Raw genomic sequence first — 14,862 nt, forward strand, 5'->3', positions numbered from 1 at the left:
CACGGAGGTCCTCGCGCGCGTCCCGCCGGAAGACGAACGGAAATGACCAGCGCCTGGCGGTTCCGGTACCTCCAGTTCCGCGAGTACGCGCGCGACCACGGCCTCGCCGCGGCCTGCCGGTTCGCGCTCCATCGCAGCGAGGAGGCGGTCCCGATCGAGAAGGACCTCTCCGCCCTGAAGCCCGTCGCTGCGCCGCCCGGTCCCGGGCTCGAGCTCTTCGAGATCGGCCCGGAGAACGTGGACCGCTTCGAGCTGGACCACCCGGAGGAAAGCCGCGGCGCGCGCGTGAAGCGCTACGTCGAGCGCGGCTACCGCACCCTCGTGATGACGCGCGGCAGGAAGGTGATCGCCGACTACTGGTACGTGGGCCGGCGCACGGCCCGGACGCGCGGGATCCACCCGCACCTCCGGTGGTTCGGGATAGACCTCGGCGAGGACGACGTCTACATGTTCGACATGCACCTCGCCGCGGACGAGCGCGGCGGCGGCATGGCCACCTACTTCATGTCGCGCGCGCTCCACCACCTCCGCGCCGCGGGCGTGCGCAGGGCGTACGGCTACTACGACGCCGGCAACCTGCCGGCGCTGTGGGTTCATCGCCTCCTCGGCTACCGGGAGCTTCCGCGCGTCACGATCCACAAGTTCCTCTGGCTCGAGACGGCGTTCCCGAAGGTCGCGCGCGTCTCCGGGCGCCCGGCGGGTCCCGACGCGGCCCCTGCGCCCCCGGCGCGCTCGCCATCGTCCGGCGTGGACACCCCGCAGCCCTGACGGATGATGGCCTCACGCGCCGAGATGCGTCCGGTCCTCGTCATGGCAGGGTGGCTCCTCGGCTCGACCATCCTCGCCGGGCTCGCCCTGCGCCCCGCGTTCGGCGACGCGTTCCTCGTCACCCGCTACACCGGCTACGTGATGCCGTGGCTGCTCGCCGTCCTCGTACCCGGCGCCGCCGCCGCGTGGCTCACGCACCACCGGGCCCTCGCGGCCGTGGCGGCCGCCTCGATCGCCATCATCACCGCCGCCCATGCGCCGCTGTTCCGATCGAAGCCCGCCCCTCCGGCTTCCTCCGGCTTCTCCCTCCGGGTGATGAGCTACAACACCTGGTCGAGGAACCTGGACGTGCAGCGGATCGCGCGCGCCATCGATCGACAGCGCCCGGATCTCCTCCTCGTTCAGGAGATCCGGCCGAAGATCTTCGCGGGGGTCGTCGAGGCGCTCCGGGAGGCGAGCGGCGGCGCGGAGGTCCACGTCGCGTACGACCCGCAGCTCCTGCAAGGGATCGTGAGCCGGTACCCCGTGGAGGCGTCGGGCAGCATGAGGACGAAGGGCAAGGCGCAACGAGCGGTGCTGCGATCCCCTGCGGGTCCCATCGCCATCTACAACGTCCACCCGCTGCGCCGCGGCGGATGGCATGACCGTTACTCGCAGATCGAGGCGCTCCTGCAGGAGGACGTGCTCCGGGAGACGGGGCCCGTGATCCTGGGAGGAGACTTCAACGCGCCCGACCGCTCCCAGCTCTACGGCATGGTGACGCGCGCGCTCCACAGCGCCCACGACGATCGCGGGTTCGGGTTCGGCTTCACGTATCCGGCGCACGTCTGGCTCCCGTTCGGCGCGGTCCCCGCCGTGCCGCTCGTGCGCATCGACCACATCTTCTTCTCGGAGGCGCTCGTCGCGATCCGGGCCGAGACGCTCGACGACAGCGGCGGATCCGACCACCGGCCGGTCCTCGCGGAGCTCGCGCCGCGCGCCGCCGAGCCGCAGGGCGTGACGGGCCGCGCGCTCGGCGCGGCCGCCCGACGCCGCCCGTGAGGGCGTTTCGCCCGCGCGACCCTACCCGCCGCCGCCTCCGGGGGGCGGCCGCGGCGCCTCCCCGCGCTCGTGCGGCGGCGGCCTCTCTCCCTCGTCGTCGTCGAGCATCCGGTACTTCGGCCCCTCGGGATCGTCGTACTGCCCGCTCCTCACCGTCCATATGAAGAACAGCCACGCGGCGACCCCGAGCGCCAGCGAGAGGACCACGAGGAAGCCGATCGACATGGAAGGTCTCTAGCCCAGCGCGCCGCGCAGGCGCACCGAGTTCAGCACGACGAAGAGCGAGCTCGCCGCCATCGCCCCGGCCGCCACGATCGGGTGGAGCAGGCCCGCCATCGCGAGCGGGATCGCGATCGCGTTGTAGAAGAAGGCCCAGAACACGTTCTGGCGGATGACGGCCAGGGTCCGGCGCGAGAGCCGGACGAGCTCCGCGACGAGCCGGAGGTCGTCGCGGACGAGCACCGCGTCGGCGCTCTCCATCGTCACGTCGGTGCCGCGCCCCATCGCCGCTCCGACGTCGGCCTGCGTGAGCGCGGGGGCGTCGTTGATGCCGTCGCCCGCGAAGAGCACGCGCCTGCCCTTCGCCTGGCGCCGGGCGACCACGGCGCGCTTCTCCACCGGGCTCGCCTCGGCGATCGCCTCCACCCCGAGCGCGGCCGCGACGGCGCCGGTCGTGATCTGCGTGTCGCCGCTCACGAGGGCGACGCGGACGCCCAGCGCCCGGAGGCGCGCGATCGCCTCGGGCGCCTCGTCGCGCACCACGTCGGCGACCGACAGGAGCGCGGCGACCGCGCCCCGCACCGCGAGGAACGCCACCGTCTCGCCGCGCTCCTCGAGCCCCCGGGCGCGGGCGTCGGCGTCCGCGCCGAGGGAGACGCCGTGGTCGGCGAGGAGGGCGCGGTTGCCGATGAGGATGGAAGCGGCGTCGGCCGGGGTCGAGGTCGGGGTCGGCCACCCGCCCATCTCCCGCACCCGCGCCACCACTCCCCTCCCCGGCACCGCCCGGAACCCCTCCACCTCGACCGCGGCCTCGGGCAGCGCCCTTGCCGCCTCCACGATCGCCCGGCCGACGTGGTGCTCGCTGCGCGACTCCACCGCGGCCGCCAGCGCCAGCGCCGCCTCCCGCCCGAGCGCGGGGTCCACCACGACCACCTCGCGCAAGACCGGCCTGCCGCGCGTGACCGTGCCCGTCTTGTCGAGCAGCACGACCGTCACCCGCCCGGCGCGCTCGACCACGTCTCCCCCCTTCACGAGGAGCCCGCGCTGCGTCGCGAGCCCGGTGGAGACGATGACCGCGATCGGCGTCGCGAGCCCGAGGGCGCAGGGGCAGGCGATCACCACCACCGAGATGCCGGTCATGAGCGCCCGGTCCACGGGCGCGCCGCGCGCCAGCCAGAAGACGAGCGTCCCCGCGGCGAGGACGAGCATCGCCGGCACGAACACGCCGACGACCCGGTCCGCCACCGCCTGGATGCGCGGCTTCGCGACCTGCGCCTCCTCGACGGCCCGGACGATCCCGGCGAGGACGGTGTCCTTCCCGACGCGCGTGACCTCCACGACGAGGGCGCCCGTCCCGTTCACCGTCCCGCCGATCACGGCCGCGCCGGGCGCCTTCGCGACCGGCCGCGACTCTCCCGTGACGAGCGACTCGTCCACCTCCGACGCGCCGTCGACGACCGTGCCGTCGAGCGGGATCAGCTCGCCGGGCACGACCGCGAGGCGATCGCCCGGACGGATCTCCGCGACCGGGACGCTCCGCGGCTCCTCCCACCCGCCGGCGCCGCGCGCGAGGCGCCGCGCCTCGCGCGGCGCGAGCCGGGCGAGGCGCGCCACCGCCTCGGAGGCCCGGCCCTTCGCGCTCGCCTCCACGAACCGGCCGACGAGCACGAGGGTGGGGATCATCGCGGCGGTGTCGAAGTAGACCTCGCCTCCGCGGAGCATCTGGAACACGGAGTACACGAGCGCCGCGCCGGAGCCGAAGACGACCAGCGAGTCCATGTTGAAGCGCAGGTGGCGGAGCCCGCTCGCGGTCGCGCGGAGGAACGGCGCGCCCGCGTAGAAGAAGACCGGCAGCGTGAGCCCGAGCGAGATCCACTCCATGAGCCGGCGCGTCCCCGCGTCGATCCCCTGGAAGTACCCGGCGTAGAGGGCCGCCTGGTAGATCATGAGCTGCGAGGCGAGGAACCCGGCGGTGCCGAGCCGGACGAGCAGATCCCTCGCCTCCGCCCGCTGCGCCGCCGCCTGCTCCGTGTCGGACCACGGCTTCGGGAGGTACCCCGCGGCGCGGATGCGGCCGAGCACCGTCTCGAGCCCGGCGCGCGCCGGATCCCAGCGCACGCGCGCGCGGTGGGTCGCGTAGTTCACGCGCGCGAAGGTGACGCCCGGCGTCCGCGAGAGGAGCCGCTCGTTCAGCCACACGCACGACGCGCAGCGGATGCCGTCGACGTAGACCTCGATCTCGTCGCCCTCCTCGCCGTGGCGGACCGCCTCGCGGAACGCGGGCAGGTCCGCCTCGAGCCCGTCCGGCCTCACTGGCGCGCCCGGCCCCTCCCACCGCCGCGTGTCGTAGTAGGCGCCGAGCCCCTCCGCGTGCACGAGCTCGAAGACGCCGCGGCAGCCGCCGCAGCAGAACACGTGCGCCCGCCCCGCGATCTCGACGCGGACTTCCTCGCGCTCGGGGAACTCGAGCAGGCAGTGGTCGCAGACCGGCTTCACAGGCCGAGCCCGCGGGCGACGAACACGCCGCCCAGCACCGCGACGAGGAGCCCGCCCGCCCGGTAGAGGACGCCCCGCGCGCGCGCGCCGAGGAGCGCCCCCAGGGCGCCGGCGAGGAGCAGGGCCGGGACGGTGCCGAGCCCGAAGGCGAGCGCGAGGAGGAGCCCCTCGGACGGGCTGCCCGTGCCCGCCGCGCCGAGGAACAGGGTCCACGAGAGGCCGCACGGGAGGAGCCCGAGCGCGAGGCCCGTCGGGTAGAGCCGCCCGGGGCCGCCGCCGGAGAGGAGCCCGCGCACGAGCCGCACGACCCGGGCGGACGCGCGCGCCTCCAGGCGCTTCAGCCCGCCCGAGAGGCCCGCCGCGCCGAGGCCGACCAGGATCATGAGCACGCCCGCGACGACGGCGACGACGTCCTGCAGCCCGGCCAGCCTGCCCGCCACGTTCACGAACGAGCCCGTGAGCCCCATCACCGCGCCGAGCGTCGCGTAGGTGGTGACCCGGCCCGCGTGGTAGGCGAGCTGCCCCGCCAGCGAGCGGCGCGGTCCGAGCGCACCGCTCGCGAGCGCGAACGAGCCGACGAGCGGCCCGCACATCCCGATGCAGTGGCCGAACCCGCCGAGCAGGCCGGTCACGAACGCCATCGCGACGGCGTCGGTCACTCGGCCACCGTGAGCTCGAACCTCGCCGTCCGCGCCGGCGCTTCCGGCGAGGTCACCCTGACCTCCGCCGTCCAGTCCCTCCGCCCGCTCGGGCAGCGCACGAGCACCGCCTTCCCGGCGTGGCGCCCCTCCCCCGCGGGCGCGAGCGCGCTCGCGTTCCGCCCCATCTCCATCCCGTTCATCGCGAAGGAGACCTCCACGGCGGCGCCCGGCGCGCCGCGCACCTCGGCGGCGACCGCGAGCGTGCGCATGGTGCGCAGCGGGCGCGGGCCGAGCTCGAGCGTCACCTCGCCGCCGCCGTCGAGCGGGCGCGTGCAGGGGCCCCGGCCCAGATCGCAGGGGGCCGCGCTCTCCCCTGCGGCGGCGCGCCGGGGGTCCGCCGTGGGCGCGCCGACGTGGACGACCTTCTCGATCCGCACCCGGTCGCCGCCGCGCCGCACGTCGAACCGCAGGAGCCACGGGCCGGCGGCGGGGAGGTCGACCTCCGCCGCATACCGCCCGATCCCGTCCGGCCGCGCCGCCACGGTCTCCACCCCCCGGCTCGTGTCGAGCCGCGCCACGCTCACCGCGATGACGGCCCCGGCGACCGGCCTGCCCTGCCCGTCGGCCACGGCGAACGGGAGCGTCACCTCGCCCGGCGAGGACGGCTTCGCGGCGAGCGACACGTCCCAGCCGAGCGTCGCGCGCGCGTGGCGCTCGGCGTCGTAGCGGAGCCCTTCCTCGTAGGGGTCGGCGACGATCGTCTCCTCCTTCACGCGGGCGCCGATCCAGATCGTCCCGACGACGGCGCCGAGCCCGGCGACCACCGCCCCCGTGAACGCGAGCTTCGTTGCGTGGATCACCTGACCTCCGGGACGACGAGGGAGACCGACTGGCGGTCGCGCTCGACCGCCGCGCCGCCGCGGCGCACCTCGGCGACGAGCTCGGCCGGCACGCGCCCCGCGCGGTCGAGCCCGCGCGCGCTCGCGACGAGCCGGACCTGCCGCCGCTCGCCCGGGCCGAGCTCCACGACGTCCGGGCGGACGGCCACCTCGGCGGCGCCGGCGCGGAGCGCGAGGCCGACGGTGACGGGCGCGCGGCCGTGGTTCTCGAGCGCGACGCTGAAGGCGTTCACGACCCGCCCGTCGGCGGCGCGCCGCGGCGCGAACGCCGCCTCGGCGAGCGCGTTCATGTCCACGAGCCCTCGTCCCGCGACGACCGCGACGAGGAGCGCGAGCGCGGCGGCGGTCGCGCCGGCGAGCGCGAGGACGCCCGGGCGCGCGAGCCTGCGCGGGGTGCCGGGCTCGCCGAGGAAGTAGCCGACGAGATCCGGCGGGCGGCGGAGCTTCGCCATGATGGGCGCGCACGCGTCCACGCACGCGGCGCAGGCGATGCACTCCATCTGCAGCCCGTCGCGGATGTCGATGCCGGTCGGGCACACGCGCACGCACGCGCCGCAGTCGACGCAGTCCGCGGCGCGGCGCCGGTCGTACGCCACGACGAGCGTGTGCCGGTCGAAGAGGACGCCCTGCAGCTTCGCGTACGGGCAGACCGTGGCGCAGAACGTCTGGCGCAGGAAGACGAGGTCCGCGAACAGGACGCCACCCATCGCGAGCCAGGCGCCGCCGAGCACCGGCCCGAGCGTGCCCGCGCCGAGCCTGCGGAAGAACTCCCCGGGTGGCACGAAGTACCAGAGCAGGTTCGCCGCGACGAGGGCGGACGCGAGCGCGACGAGCGCGAGGCCCGCCGGGCGCCGCCAGCGCGGGCGCTTCCGCCGGGGGTCCGGCTCGACGAGGCGGGTGAGCTCCCCGAGGAGCGTCTGCGGACAGGACCAGCCGCACCACACCCGCCCCAGCACGAGCGTCACGAGCAGGAACGCGGCGGTGAGGAGGAGCGTCGCGGCGAGGACCACGAACGCCTCGTCGATCGCGAACGACGCCCCGAAGGCGTGCAGCCGCCCGGCCGGCACGTCGAGGCGCAGCACGCTCTCGCCCCCGACGGAGACGAAGGGCAGCCCGAGCCAGAGGAGCCCCTGGGCGGCGAGAGCGAGCCGGCGCCACCGCTGGAAGCTACCGCTCGTCGTCATCCTCCAGCATCCGGTACTTCGCCTGCTCCACCGTGTGCTTGCGCTTGCGCGAGTAGTAGAAGAGCGCGATCCCCGCGAGCGCGGCGCAGAGCGTGAGGCCGAAGACGAAGTAGGCGGTCTCCGGGCTCATGCCTGCCTCTTCCCCTTCCGGCGCTGGGCGGCGACGAGGAGGACCGCCGCGGTCGCGGGGATCACGGTGAAGGCGAGCGTGGCGAGCACGTTCAGGCCCATCGACGCCCCGCCGCCCTCGAGGTCCTGCGCCTGGGACCAGCCGCCGAGCCCCGGGGTGAACGACCACGCGTACCAGACGCCCCAGACGACGAGGCCCCAGAACAGGACGAGCCAGCCGACGGGGAGCTTGTTCGCGGTCTCCTTCGGCGCCTCGAGCTGGGAGAGATCGTCGTCGAACTGCGGATCGAGCTGCTGCCGTTCGGCCATGGCGTCTCCCTAGCGGTTCCCGTGCTCCGCCGCGTCGTCGTGGTGCCCCTCGGAGGCCTCGTGCGCCTTCTGGTTCCGGAGCCACGCGACGATCGACCAGATGTCCTCGTCGGACAGCTCGCTCCCGAACGGCTGCATGCCGCCGTCCGCGAGCCCGGGCCGGCCGAGCTGCCGCTTCACGTCGCTGCCGCCCTTGATCATCCCGAAGTACGCCGCGTCGGGCAGGTCGCCCTTCGCGCCGAGGAACGCGTCGTCGATGAGGCTCGGCGCGACGCCCTCCTGCCCCTGCGCCTCGTCGCCGTGGCAGGCGGAGCAGCCCTGCGCGTCGAAGAGCTGGCGCCCCTTCGTGATCGCGGCGACGTCGGTCGCGACGGGGTTCTTCTCCTCGAGGTCGAGCTCGAGCCCACCCTTTCCGCCCCGGTCCACCGCCTTCCCGAGCGACAGCATGTACGCCACGATCGCGTCCATCTCGGTCTTGCCCTGGAGCGCCGCCGCGGCGCCCTCGAGGTCCGCGTCGGTGTACGGCACGCCGAGGCGCCGGAGCGTCCGCATGTGCGCGCGGAGGTCGTCCCCGTCCACCGCGGCGTCCTTCAGGAACGCGTACGCCGGCATGTTCGACCTCGGCACGACCGACTGCGGGTTCTCGAAGTGCGCCACGTGCCAGGCGGCGCTCTTCAGCCACCCCTCGAACGCGAGATCGGGGCCCGTCCGCTTCGAGCCCCACAGGAACGGGTGGTCGTAGGCGAACTCGCCGGCGAGCGAGTAGCGCCCCGACGGCTCGGCGGCGCGGTTGCCCTTGTAGCGCACCACCTCGCTCTGGAGCGGGCGGACGGTCTGCGTGTGGCAGTTCACGCAGCCCTCGCGCTGGTAGATGGCGCGCCCCGCGAGCTCGAGCGCGCCGAGCGGCACGAGGCCCTCGACCTTCGGGTGCATGTCCGAGCGCAGCATCGGGTAGGCCATCATGACGATCGAGCCCGCGAGCACGGCGAGGGTCGCGGCGATCGAGAAGGCGAGCGGCTTCGAGTAGATCTTTCCGGCCATGGTCTTCTCCGCTCCTACGCCGCCGTGACGTGGGCCGCCGGCGTCGCGGGCGCGGCCTGCCGCTCGAGCGCCCTGCCTTTACGGATGGTCATGAGGACGTTGTAGACGAAGAAGAGCATGCCGACGGTGAAGACGATCCCGGCGAGCGTGCGCGTGTGCCAGTACGGGTAGTTGCCCGCCACGGTGTCCACGAAGTTCCGGTAGACGAGCTTCCCCTGCGCGTCGGTCGCCTTCCACATCCAGCCCTGACGGATGCCGGTGATCCACATGGTGATCGAGAACAGGAGCTGGCCGACGAGGACCAGCCAGAAGTGGACGTTCGCGAGCTTCACCGAGTGGATCTCGGTCCCGTAGATCTTCGGGATGACGTAGTAGACCGACGCCGTGATCACCATCGTCACCCAGCCCATCGTGCCCATGTGCACGTGGCCGGGGACCCAGTCCGTGAAGTGGATGAGCTGCGAGACGACGCGGAGCGCCTGCGTCGGGCCCTGCACGGTCTGCAGGCCGTAGAAGGTGATGCCGAGGATGAAGAACTTGGTCAGGTAGTTCGACCGCATCTTCGACCAGTCCTGACCCACCGTGTAGTAGCCGTTCACGACCGAGCCCCAGCTCGGCGCGATGAGGAACAGGGTGAACACGATCGCGAGGGTCTGGATCCAGTCCGGCAGCGGCGTGTAGACGAGGTGGTGCGCGCCGGTCCAGAGGTACGCGAACACGAGCGACCAGAACGCCACGATCGACAGGCGGTGGCTCCAGATCGGCAGCCCGGTCGCCTTCGGGAGGAAGTAGTAGAACATCGCCAGGATCGGCGTCGTGAACACGAAGCCGACCGCGTTGTGCCCGTACCACCACTGCACGTTCGCGGAGTTCACGCCCGCGAACACCGGGTAGCTCTTCGTGAGGCTCACCGGGAGGGCGAGGTTGTTCACGAGGTAGAGGACGGCCACGGCGATGACCGTCGCGATGACGTACCAGAGCGACACGTACATCTGCTGCTCGCGCCGCTTCAGCACCGTCCCGAAGACGTTCACGGCGAACATCACCCACAGGACGACGATCGCGACGTCGAGCGGCCACTCGAGCTCCGCGTACTCGAGCGACTGCGTGTACCCCGCCATGAGCGAGAGCGCCGCGAGCGCGATGCCGGCATTGAAGAGCCAGAGCTGGACGCGCGCGAGCCGGGGGAACAGGAGCGGCCGCTTGCAGAGCCGCATCACGATCCAGTAGCTCAGCCCGAAGATCGCGCCGACGCCCAGCCCGAACGCGAGGCCGTTCGTGTGCACGGGCCGCAGCCGGCCGAAGGTGAGGTACGGCGGGAAGTTCGCGGCGGGCAGCCACATCTGCACCGAGATGAGCAGCCCGATGAGGATGCCGACGACCCCCCAGAAGATGGCCGAGAGGATGAACCCCTGGACCGTCCGGTGGTCGTAGCGATACTCGTTCATGTGCACGTCCCCTGTGGGTTGATCGCGCGCAAGAATACAGGACCTCCCGGCCGCCGAGTAGAGGCTCGTTGCGCACCCGTTAGGGCCAGCAATTCTCCGCAAGACGCAATGATTTCGCGTTGATGGCTTACCCTTGCGCCAGCAGGTCCGCTGACGCAAATGCTGCGGCAAGTTGCCGCCCTTGATGGGAGTCAGCGTCCGATGACAGCGGCACCGGCCAGGCGGAAGCCCCCGCGGCCTGCGCCGGCGGGAACGTGGACGCCCGGCGAGCGCTCGGGCCTAGGCGCCGCGCACGTCCACCCGGTTGTCGTAGAACGTCGAGCCGCCCGCGGCGTCGGTGAGCCGCTGCGCGGTGAGCGCGTTCACGTTCCGCGCACCCGGCGCGTGCGCGAGCCACCACACGCCCTCGGCGACCGCGATCCCGTCGGGCAGGCCGGGCGTGACGCGGAGCGCGAAGGTCGCCTCGCCGAGGCCGTTCCAGGCGACCACCGCGGCGCCGTCCGCGAGGCCGCGCGCGGACGCCTCGGCGGGCGAGAGCCTGAGGCTCATGCCGCCGTTGCGCTCGCGAAGCTCGGGCCGCTCCATGAACGTCGAGTTCAGCGTGTGGATCGCGGGCGCGGTGACGAGCCGGAGCGGTAGGCCCCGCTCCTCGTGGGTCGGGAGGTGCCGCGGCAACGGCTCGGCGAGCGCGTCGTTCCGGAGCTCGATCTTCCCGGAGCGGGTGCGCCAGCGCGGCCCGGCCGGCGGCCGGAGCATCACCGCGCGCCCGGCGGCGAGCCGCTCGAGGTCGAGCCCCGCGCGCCAGGACGGGGAGAGCCGCTCCAGCACCGCGTCGATGAGGGCGTCCTCCGTCATCCGGAACACCGGCTCCTCGAAGCCCATCGCGGCGGCGAGGAGGCGGAACACCTCCCAGTTCGCCTTCGCCTCTCCGGGCGGCGGCACGACCGGCTGCGCCCGCTGCAGGCAGTACTGGCCGTAGGAGCGGTACAGGTCGGCGTGCTCGAGCGAGTACGTGGCCGGGAGCACGACGTCGGCGAAGCGCGCGGTGTCGGTCATGAACCGCTCGTGCACGACGAGGAACAGGTCCTCGCGCGCGAGCCCGGCGAGCACCGCGTTCTGATCCGGGGCGACCGCGGCCGGGTTCGCCGCGTAGACCATCATCGAGCGGATCGGCGGATCGCGGAGCTCCGCGAGCGCCGCGCCGAGCTGGTTCATGTTCACGACGCGGGTGGGCCTCGGCAGGAGGTCCTCCCGCGTCACCGGCGACAGGTCGAGCGCCTGGGACGAGCTCGCGTCGGCGAAGCAGCCCCCGCCCTTCCTCCCGAACGCGCCCAGCACCGCCGCGAGCGAGACGATGCAGCGGACCGTCATCGCGCCGTTCGCGTACCGCGAGAGCCCGCTCCCCACCCGGAGGAACGGCGCCCGCGCGCGCGCCAGCGCCCGCGCGAGCTCCTCGATCTCAGCCGGCGCGAGGCCGGTCAGCCGGCTCACCGCCTCCGGCGGGTACTCGGCGAGCGCCCGCGCGCGCAGCTCCGGCCACCCGACCGCCTCGGCCGCGAGGAACGCCTCGTCCGCGAGGCCCTCGCGCGCGAGGACGTGGACGAGCCCGAGCGCCAGCGCGCCGTCGGACCCGGGCCGGACGAGGATCGTCCGGTCCGCCACCGCCGCGGTCTCGCTCGGCCACACCTCGACGAGCAGCACCCTCGCGCCCCGGCGCCGCGCCTCCTTCACGCGCTGGACGAAGTGCAGGTTCGTCGCGACCGCGTGGATGCCCCACAGGACGACGAGGTCGGAGTCGAGCACCTCGTCCGGATCCGGGCCGGCGGTCGCGCCCATCACCTGGCTCCAGCCGGCGCCCTTCGCGGGAGAGCAGATGGTCCGGTCGAGCCGCGACGCGCCGAGCCGGTGGAAGAACGCGTGCCCCGCGTTCCGCTGCACGACACCCATCGTCCCCGCGTACGAGTAGGGGAGGATCGCCTCGCTGCCGTGCTCGCGGGCGAGGTCCTTCCAGCGCGCGGCGACGAGCTGGATCGCCTCCTCCCAGCTCGCGCGCCGGAACCGGCCCTCCCCCTTCGCGCCGGTGCGGACGAGCGGGTGGAGCAGCCGATCGGGCGAGCCCACGCTCCGCTCGTAGCCGTTCATCTTCGGGCACAGCGTGCCCTGGCTGTACGGGTGCTCCGGGTCGCCGCGCACCTTCACTGCACGTCCATCCTCGACCTGGACGAGGAGCCCGCAGGCGTCGGGGCAGTCGAACGGGCAGACGGAGCGGAGCGCGGTCATCCCCGGAGGATAACAAAAGGGCGAGGCCGGCTCCCGCCGGCCCCGCCCCAAGGCCCCTCCCGCTGCGGCGCCTCAGAAGCGCCGGGACAGGAGCCCCATCGTCACCTTGTTGCTCTGGTCCCTGCCGCGGTTCAGCGTGAGCGACTGGCCGTCGTGGACCGGTGTCCGCGCCGCGTAGGTCGTGTCGGAGGCCGACGCGGCGTCGACGATGCCCCACACCAGGCCGGCGCCGAGGCCGATCACGGCGCCCCACGCGAGCGTGCGGCCCCAGTCGTAGTTGTCGTCACCCTGGATCCCCATGTTGTAGAGGATCACGCCTCCCGACACGGCCGAGCCGACGAGCCCGCCGGCGATCGTGTCCTTTAGGACGATGCCCGCGGTGCTGTGCCGCCGCTCGACTCGCACCACCTCGTCGGCGTGCGCCACCCCGAACCCGAGCAGCGTCGCCGCCACCACCAGCGCCTTGGCAATCCTCATCCGTTCCCCCCCTTTGTCGTTCCCCCGGGCCCCTCCGGCCCGTCCTTCCGGGCCTCCCCGGCCCGTCCTCGTAAAAAACTGTAAGGACGCCCCTCCGAGAGCGACAAGGGACCCCAGCGCACGCACGCACGCACCGGGGGCGCACGGCGCCGGGAGGGATTGACGGGCGCCCGGCCGCATGGTTCCGTCCGCCGGCGATGCGCGCGCTCGTGACCGGTGCCGGCGGGTTCCTCGGGTCGGCGCTCGTGCGCCGGCTCGCCGCGCGCGGCGAGCGCGTGCGCGCCCTCGTCCGCGCGCCGGCGCCCGCCCTCGAGGCCCTCCCCGGCGTCGACGTCCTCTTCGGAGACGCGACGAGCCCGGCGTCGCTGCGCGCCGCGGTGCGCGGCTGCGACGTCGTGTTCCACCTCGCGGGCGTCCGCCGCGCGACGGCTCCCGACGAGTTCCTGCGGGTGAACGCGGGCTCGACCCGGCTGGCGCTCGACGCCTGCCTCGCCGAGGCGCAGGGCCTCTCGCGCTTCGTGCTCGCGGGCTCGATCGCCGCGGCGGGCCCCTCGCGGACGCCCCGCGGCGAGGACGAGCCGCTCGAGCCCGTGGAGCCCTACGGCGCGTCGAAGGCGGAGGCGGAGCGGATCGCCTTCGCCTACGCCGATCGCCTGCCGGTGGCGGTCGCCCGGCCGCCGCGGATCATGGGGCCGGGCGATCGCGAGAACCTCTTCCTGTTCCGGCTGGCGCGTGCCGGGCTGGCGATCGGTCTCCGCGGCCCGGAGCGGCCGCTCTCCTGGATCGACGTGGACGACTGCGCGCGCGGGATGATCCTGCTCGCCGAGAAGCCGGAGGCCGCCGGGGAGGCGTTCTTCCTCGCCTCCCCGGTCACCACCGACGCGCTCTCGATCCAGCTCGAGGCCGCGCGCGCGCTCGGCGTCCGCGCGCGGACCGTGAAGGTGCCCCCCGCGGCGGTGCGCGGCGCCGCGGCGCTCGCAGAGCTCGTCACGAGCACGACCGGTCGCCGCCTCCCGCTGAACCGCAAGCTCGCGGCGCAGGCCCTCGCGCCGGGCTGGGTGTGCGATCCTGGGAAGGCGCGCGCCCGGCTCGGCTTCGAGGCGAGGACGCCGCTCTCCGACTCGATCGCCCGCGCCGCCGCCTGGTACCGCGCCCGCGGGTGGCTCTGACGCATCACGGCGCGGCACCGCACCGAGGGGCCCCTCGCCGCGCTTGCCAAGCCGCACCACGACAGTCTACAGAGGCTCACCTATGGCGGGAACGGAGAGGGCCGCCTTCTTCGACGTGGACGGGACGCTCGTGCGCACGAACATCGTGCACGCGTTCGCGTTCTACGCGATGAACCAGGGCTCCATCCTCGGCACGGCCTGGCAGACCGCCCGGACGGTGCTGTCGCTGCCGCTCTTCGCGGCGGCGGACCGGATGAACCGGAAGCTCTTCAACGAGGTCTTCTACCGGTACTACTCCGGCCAGAGCGAGGACCGCCTGGAGACGCTCGCCGGGGAGCTCTTCGAGGACGTGCTCCGGCCGGCGATCTTCCCCGGCACGCCGCGCCTCATCGACGAGACGCGCCGCGCCGGCTGCCGGGTGGTCCTCGTGACCGGCGCCCTCGACTTCACGGTGCGGCGCCTCGCCGAGCACCTCGGGGCCGACGACCTCATCGCGAACCGGATGCGGTTCGTGCAGGGCGTCGCCACCGGCCGCGTCATCCCGCCCATCATCGAGGGCGCGCACAAGGCGCTCGCGATGCGCGACTACTGCGTGCGCGAGGGGCTGGCGCTCGAGAAGAGCTTCGCGTACTCCGACTCCTTCTCCGACTACCCGATGCTCGCCGTCGTGGGCCACCCCGCCGCGGTGAACCCCGACGTGCGGCTCGCGCGCGTCGCGCGGGCCTACGAGTGGCCCATCCTCAGGACCACGGAGGCGTGAC

The 14,862-nt window shown here is 73.8% G+C and carries 15 protein-coding genes; 4 read left to right on the top strand and 11 right to left on the bottom strand.

Annotated features, from left to right (window positions below; translation table 11 throughout):
• Positions 1-42 precede the first annotated feature (42 nt).
• Positions 43-768, top strand: coding sequence for a GNAT family N-acetyltransferase (locus MNY60_RS08675; protein WP_242353778.1), 726 nt, complete (start codon positions 43-45; stop codon positions 766-768).
• A gap of 6 nt (positions 769-774) precedes the next feature.
• Complete coding sequence (locus MNY60_RS08680; RefSeq protein ID WP_242353804.1) at positions 775-1,809, top strand: endonuclease/exonuclease/phosphatase family protein; 1,035 nt, start codon at positions 775-777, stop codon at positions 1,807-1,809.
• 21 nt (positions 1,810-1,830) lie between these two features.
• On the opposite strand, the gene ccoS is transcribed toward MNY60_RS08680, so the two are convergent.
• The 11 genes from ccoS to MNY60_RS08735 form a co-directional block, all read right to left on the bottom strand.
• Positions 1,831-2,034, bottom strand: a complete 204-nt coding sequence (ccoS, locus tag MNY60_RS08685) for a cbb3-type cytochrome oxidase assembly protein CcoS (protein WP_242353806.1) — start codon at positions 2,032-2,034, stop codon at positions 1,831-1,833.
• 9 nt (positions 2,035-2,043) lie between these two features.
• Positions 2,044-4,524: a heavy metal translocating P-type ATPase gene (locus MNY60_RS08690; protein WP_242360430.1), complete on the bottom strand. Its 2,481-nt coding sequence runs from the start codon at positions 4,522-4,524 to the stop codon at positions 2,044-2,046.
• Positions 4,521-5,183 carry a sulfite exporter TauE/SafE family protein gene (locus MNY60_RS08695; RefSeq protein ID WP_242335990.1) on the bottom strand — a complete coding sequence of 221 codons (663 nt, stop codon included), beginning with the start codon at positions 5,181-5,183 and terminating at the stop codon, positions 4,521-4,523. The genes MNY60_RS08690 and MNY60_RS08695 overlap by 4 nt, the downstream gene beginning before the upstream one ends.
• Positions 5,180-6,025 carry a FixH family protein gene (locus tag MNY60_RS08700; protein ID WP_242353819.1) on the bottom strand — a complete coding sequence of 282 codons (846 nt, stop codon included), beginning with the start codon at positions 6,023-6,025 and terminating at the stop codon, positions 5,180-5,182. Before MNY60_RS08700 ends, MNY60_RS08695 begins: the two co-directional genes overlap by 4 nt.
• Positions 6,022-7,248 (bottom strand): 4Fe-4S dicluster domain-containing protein, encoded by a 1,227-nt coding sequence (locus MNY60_RS08705; protein ID WP_242353829.1) that lies wholly within the window; start codon positions 7,246-7,248, stop codon positions 6,022-6,024. The genes MNY60_RS08700 and MNY60_RS08705 overlap by 4 nt, the downstream gene beginning before the upstream one ends.
• A complete protein-coding gene (locus tag MNY60_RS08710; protein WP_242335999.1) occupies positions 7,232-7,378 on the bottom strand; it encodes an LPXTG cell wall anchor domain-containing protein in 147 nt (48 codons plus the stop codon). The genes MNY60_RS08705 and MNY60_RS08710 overlap by 17 nt, the downstream gene beginning before the upstream one ends.
• Positions 7,375-7,686, bottom strand: a complete 312-nt coding sequence (locus MNY60_RS08715) for a cbb3-type cytochrome c oxidase N-terminal domain-containing protein (protein WP_242353831.1) — start codon at positions 7,684-7,686, stop codon at positions 7,375-7,377. The genes MNY60_RS08710 and MNY60_RS08715 overlap by 4 nt, the downstream gene beginning before the upstream one ends.
• 9 nt (positions 7,687-7,695) lie before the next feature.
• The gene (locus MNY60_RS08720; RefSeq protein WP_242336004.1) at positions 7,696-8,727 is read right to left on the bottom strand and encodes a cbb3-type cytochrome c oxidase subunit II; all 1,032 of its coding nucleotides are present in this window, start codon (positions 8,725-8,727) and stop codon (positions 7,696-7,698) included.
• 14 nt (positions 8,728-8,741) lie between these two features.
• Positions 8,742-10,175, bottom strand: coding sequence for a cbb3-type cytochrome c oxidase subunit I (locus MNY60_RS08725; protein ID WP_242336007.1), 1,434 nt, complete (start codon positions 10,173-10,175; stop codon positions 8,742-8,744).
• A 279-nt stretch (positions 10,176-10,454) separates the two neighbouring features.
• Positions 10,455-12,455 carry a molybdopterin oxidoreductase family protein gene (locus MNY60_RS08730; RefSeq protein ID WP_242336010.1) on the bottom strand — a complete coding sequence of 667 codons (2,001 nt, stop codon included), beginning with the start codon at positions 12,453-12,455 and terminating at the stop codon, positions 10,455-10,457.
• A gap of 72 nt (positions 12,456-12,527) precedes the next feature.
• The gene (locus MNY60_RS08735; RefSeq protein ID WP_242336013.1) at positions 12,528-12,932 is read right to left on the bottom strand and encodes a hypothetical protein; all 405 of its coding nucleotides are present in this window, start codon (positions 12,930-12,932) and stop codon (positions 12,528-12,530) included.
• Between the two features lie 197 nt (positions 12,933-13,129).
• Between MNY60_RS08735 and MNY60_RS08740 the strand changes: the two genes are divergently transcribed.
• Complete coding sequence (locus tag MNY60_RS08740; protein WP_242360431.1) at positions 13,130-14,101, top strand: NAD(P)-dependent oxidoreductase; 972 nt, start codon at positions 13,130-13,132, stop codon at positions 14,099-14,101.
• 82 nt (positions 14,102-14,183) lie between these two features.
• Positions 14,184-14,861: an HAD family phosphatase gene (locus MNY60_RS08745; protein ID WP_242360432.1), complete on the top strand. Its 678-nt coding sequence runs from the start codon at positions 14,184-14,186 to the stop codon at positions 14,859-14,861.
• Position 14,862: the final 1 nt, after the last annotated feature.

It is taken from the genome of Anaeromyxobacter sp. SG17, from assembly GCF_022690695.1.
GTDB lineage: Bacteria > Myxococcota > Myxococcia > Myxococcales > Anaeromyxobacteraceae > Anaeromyxobacter > Anaeromyxobacter soli.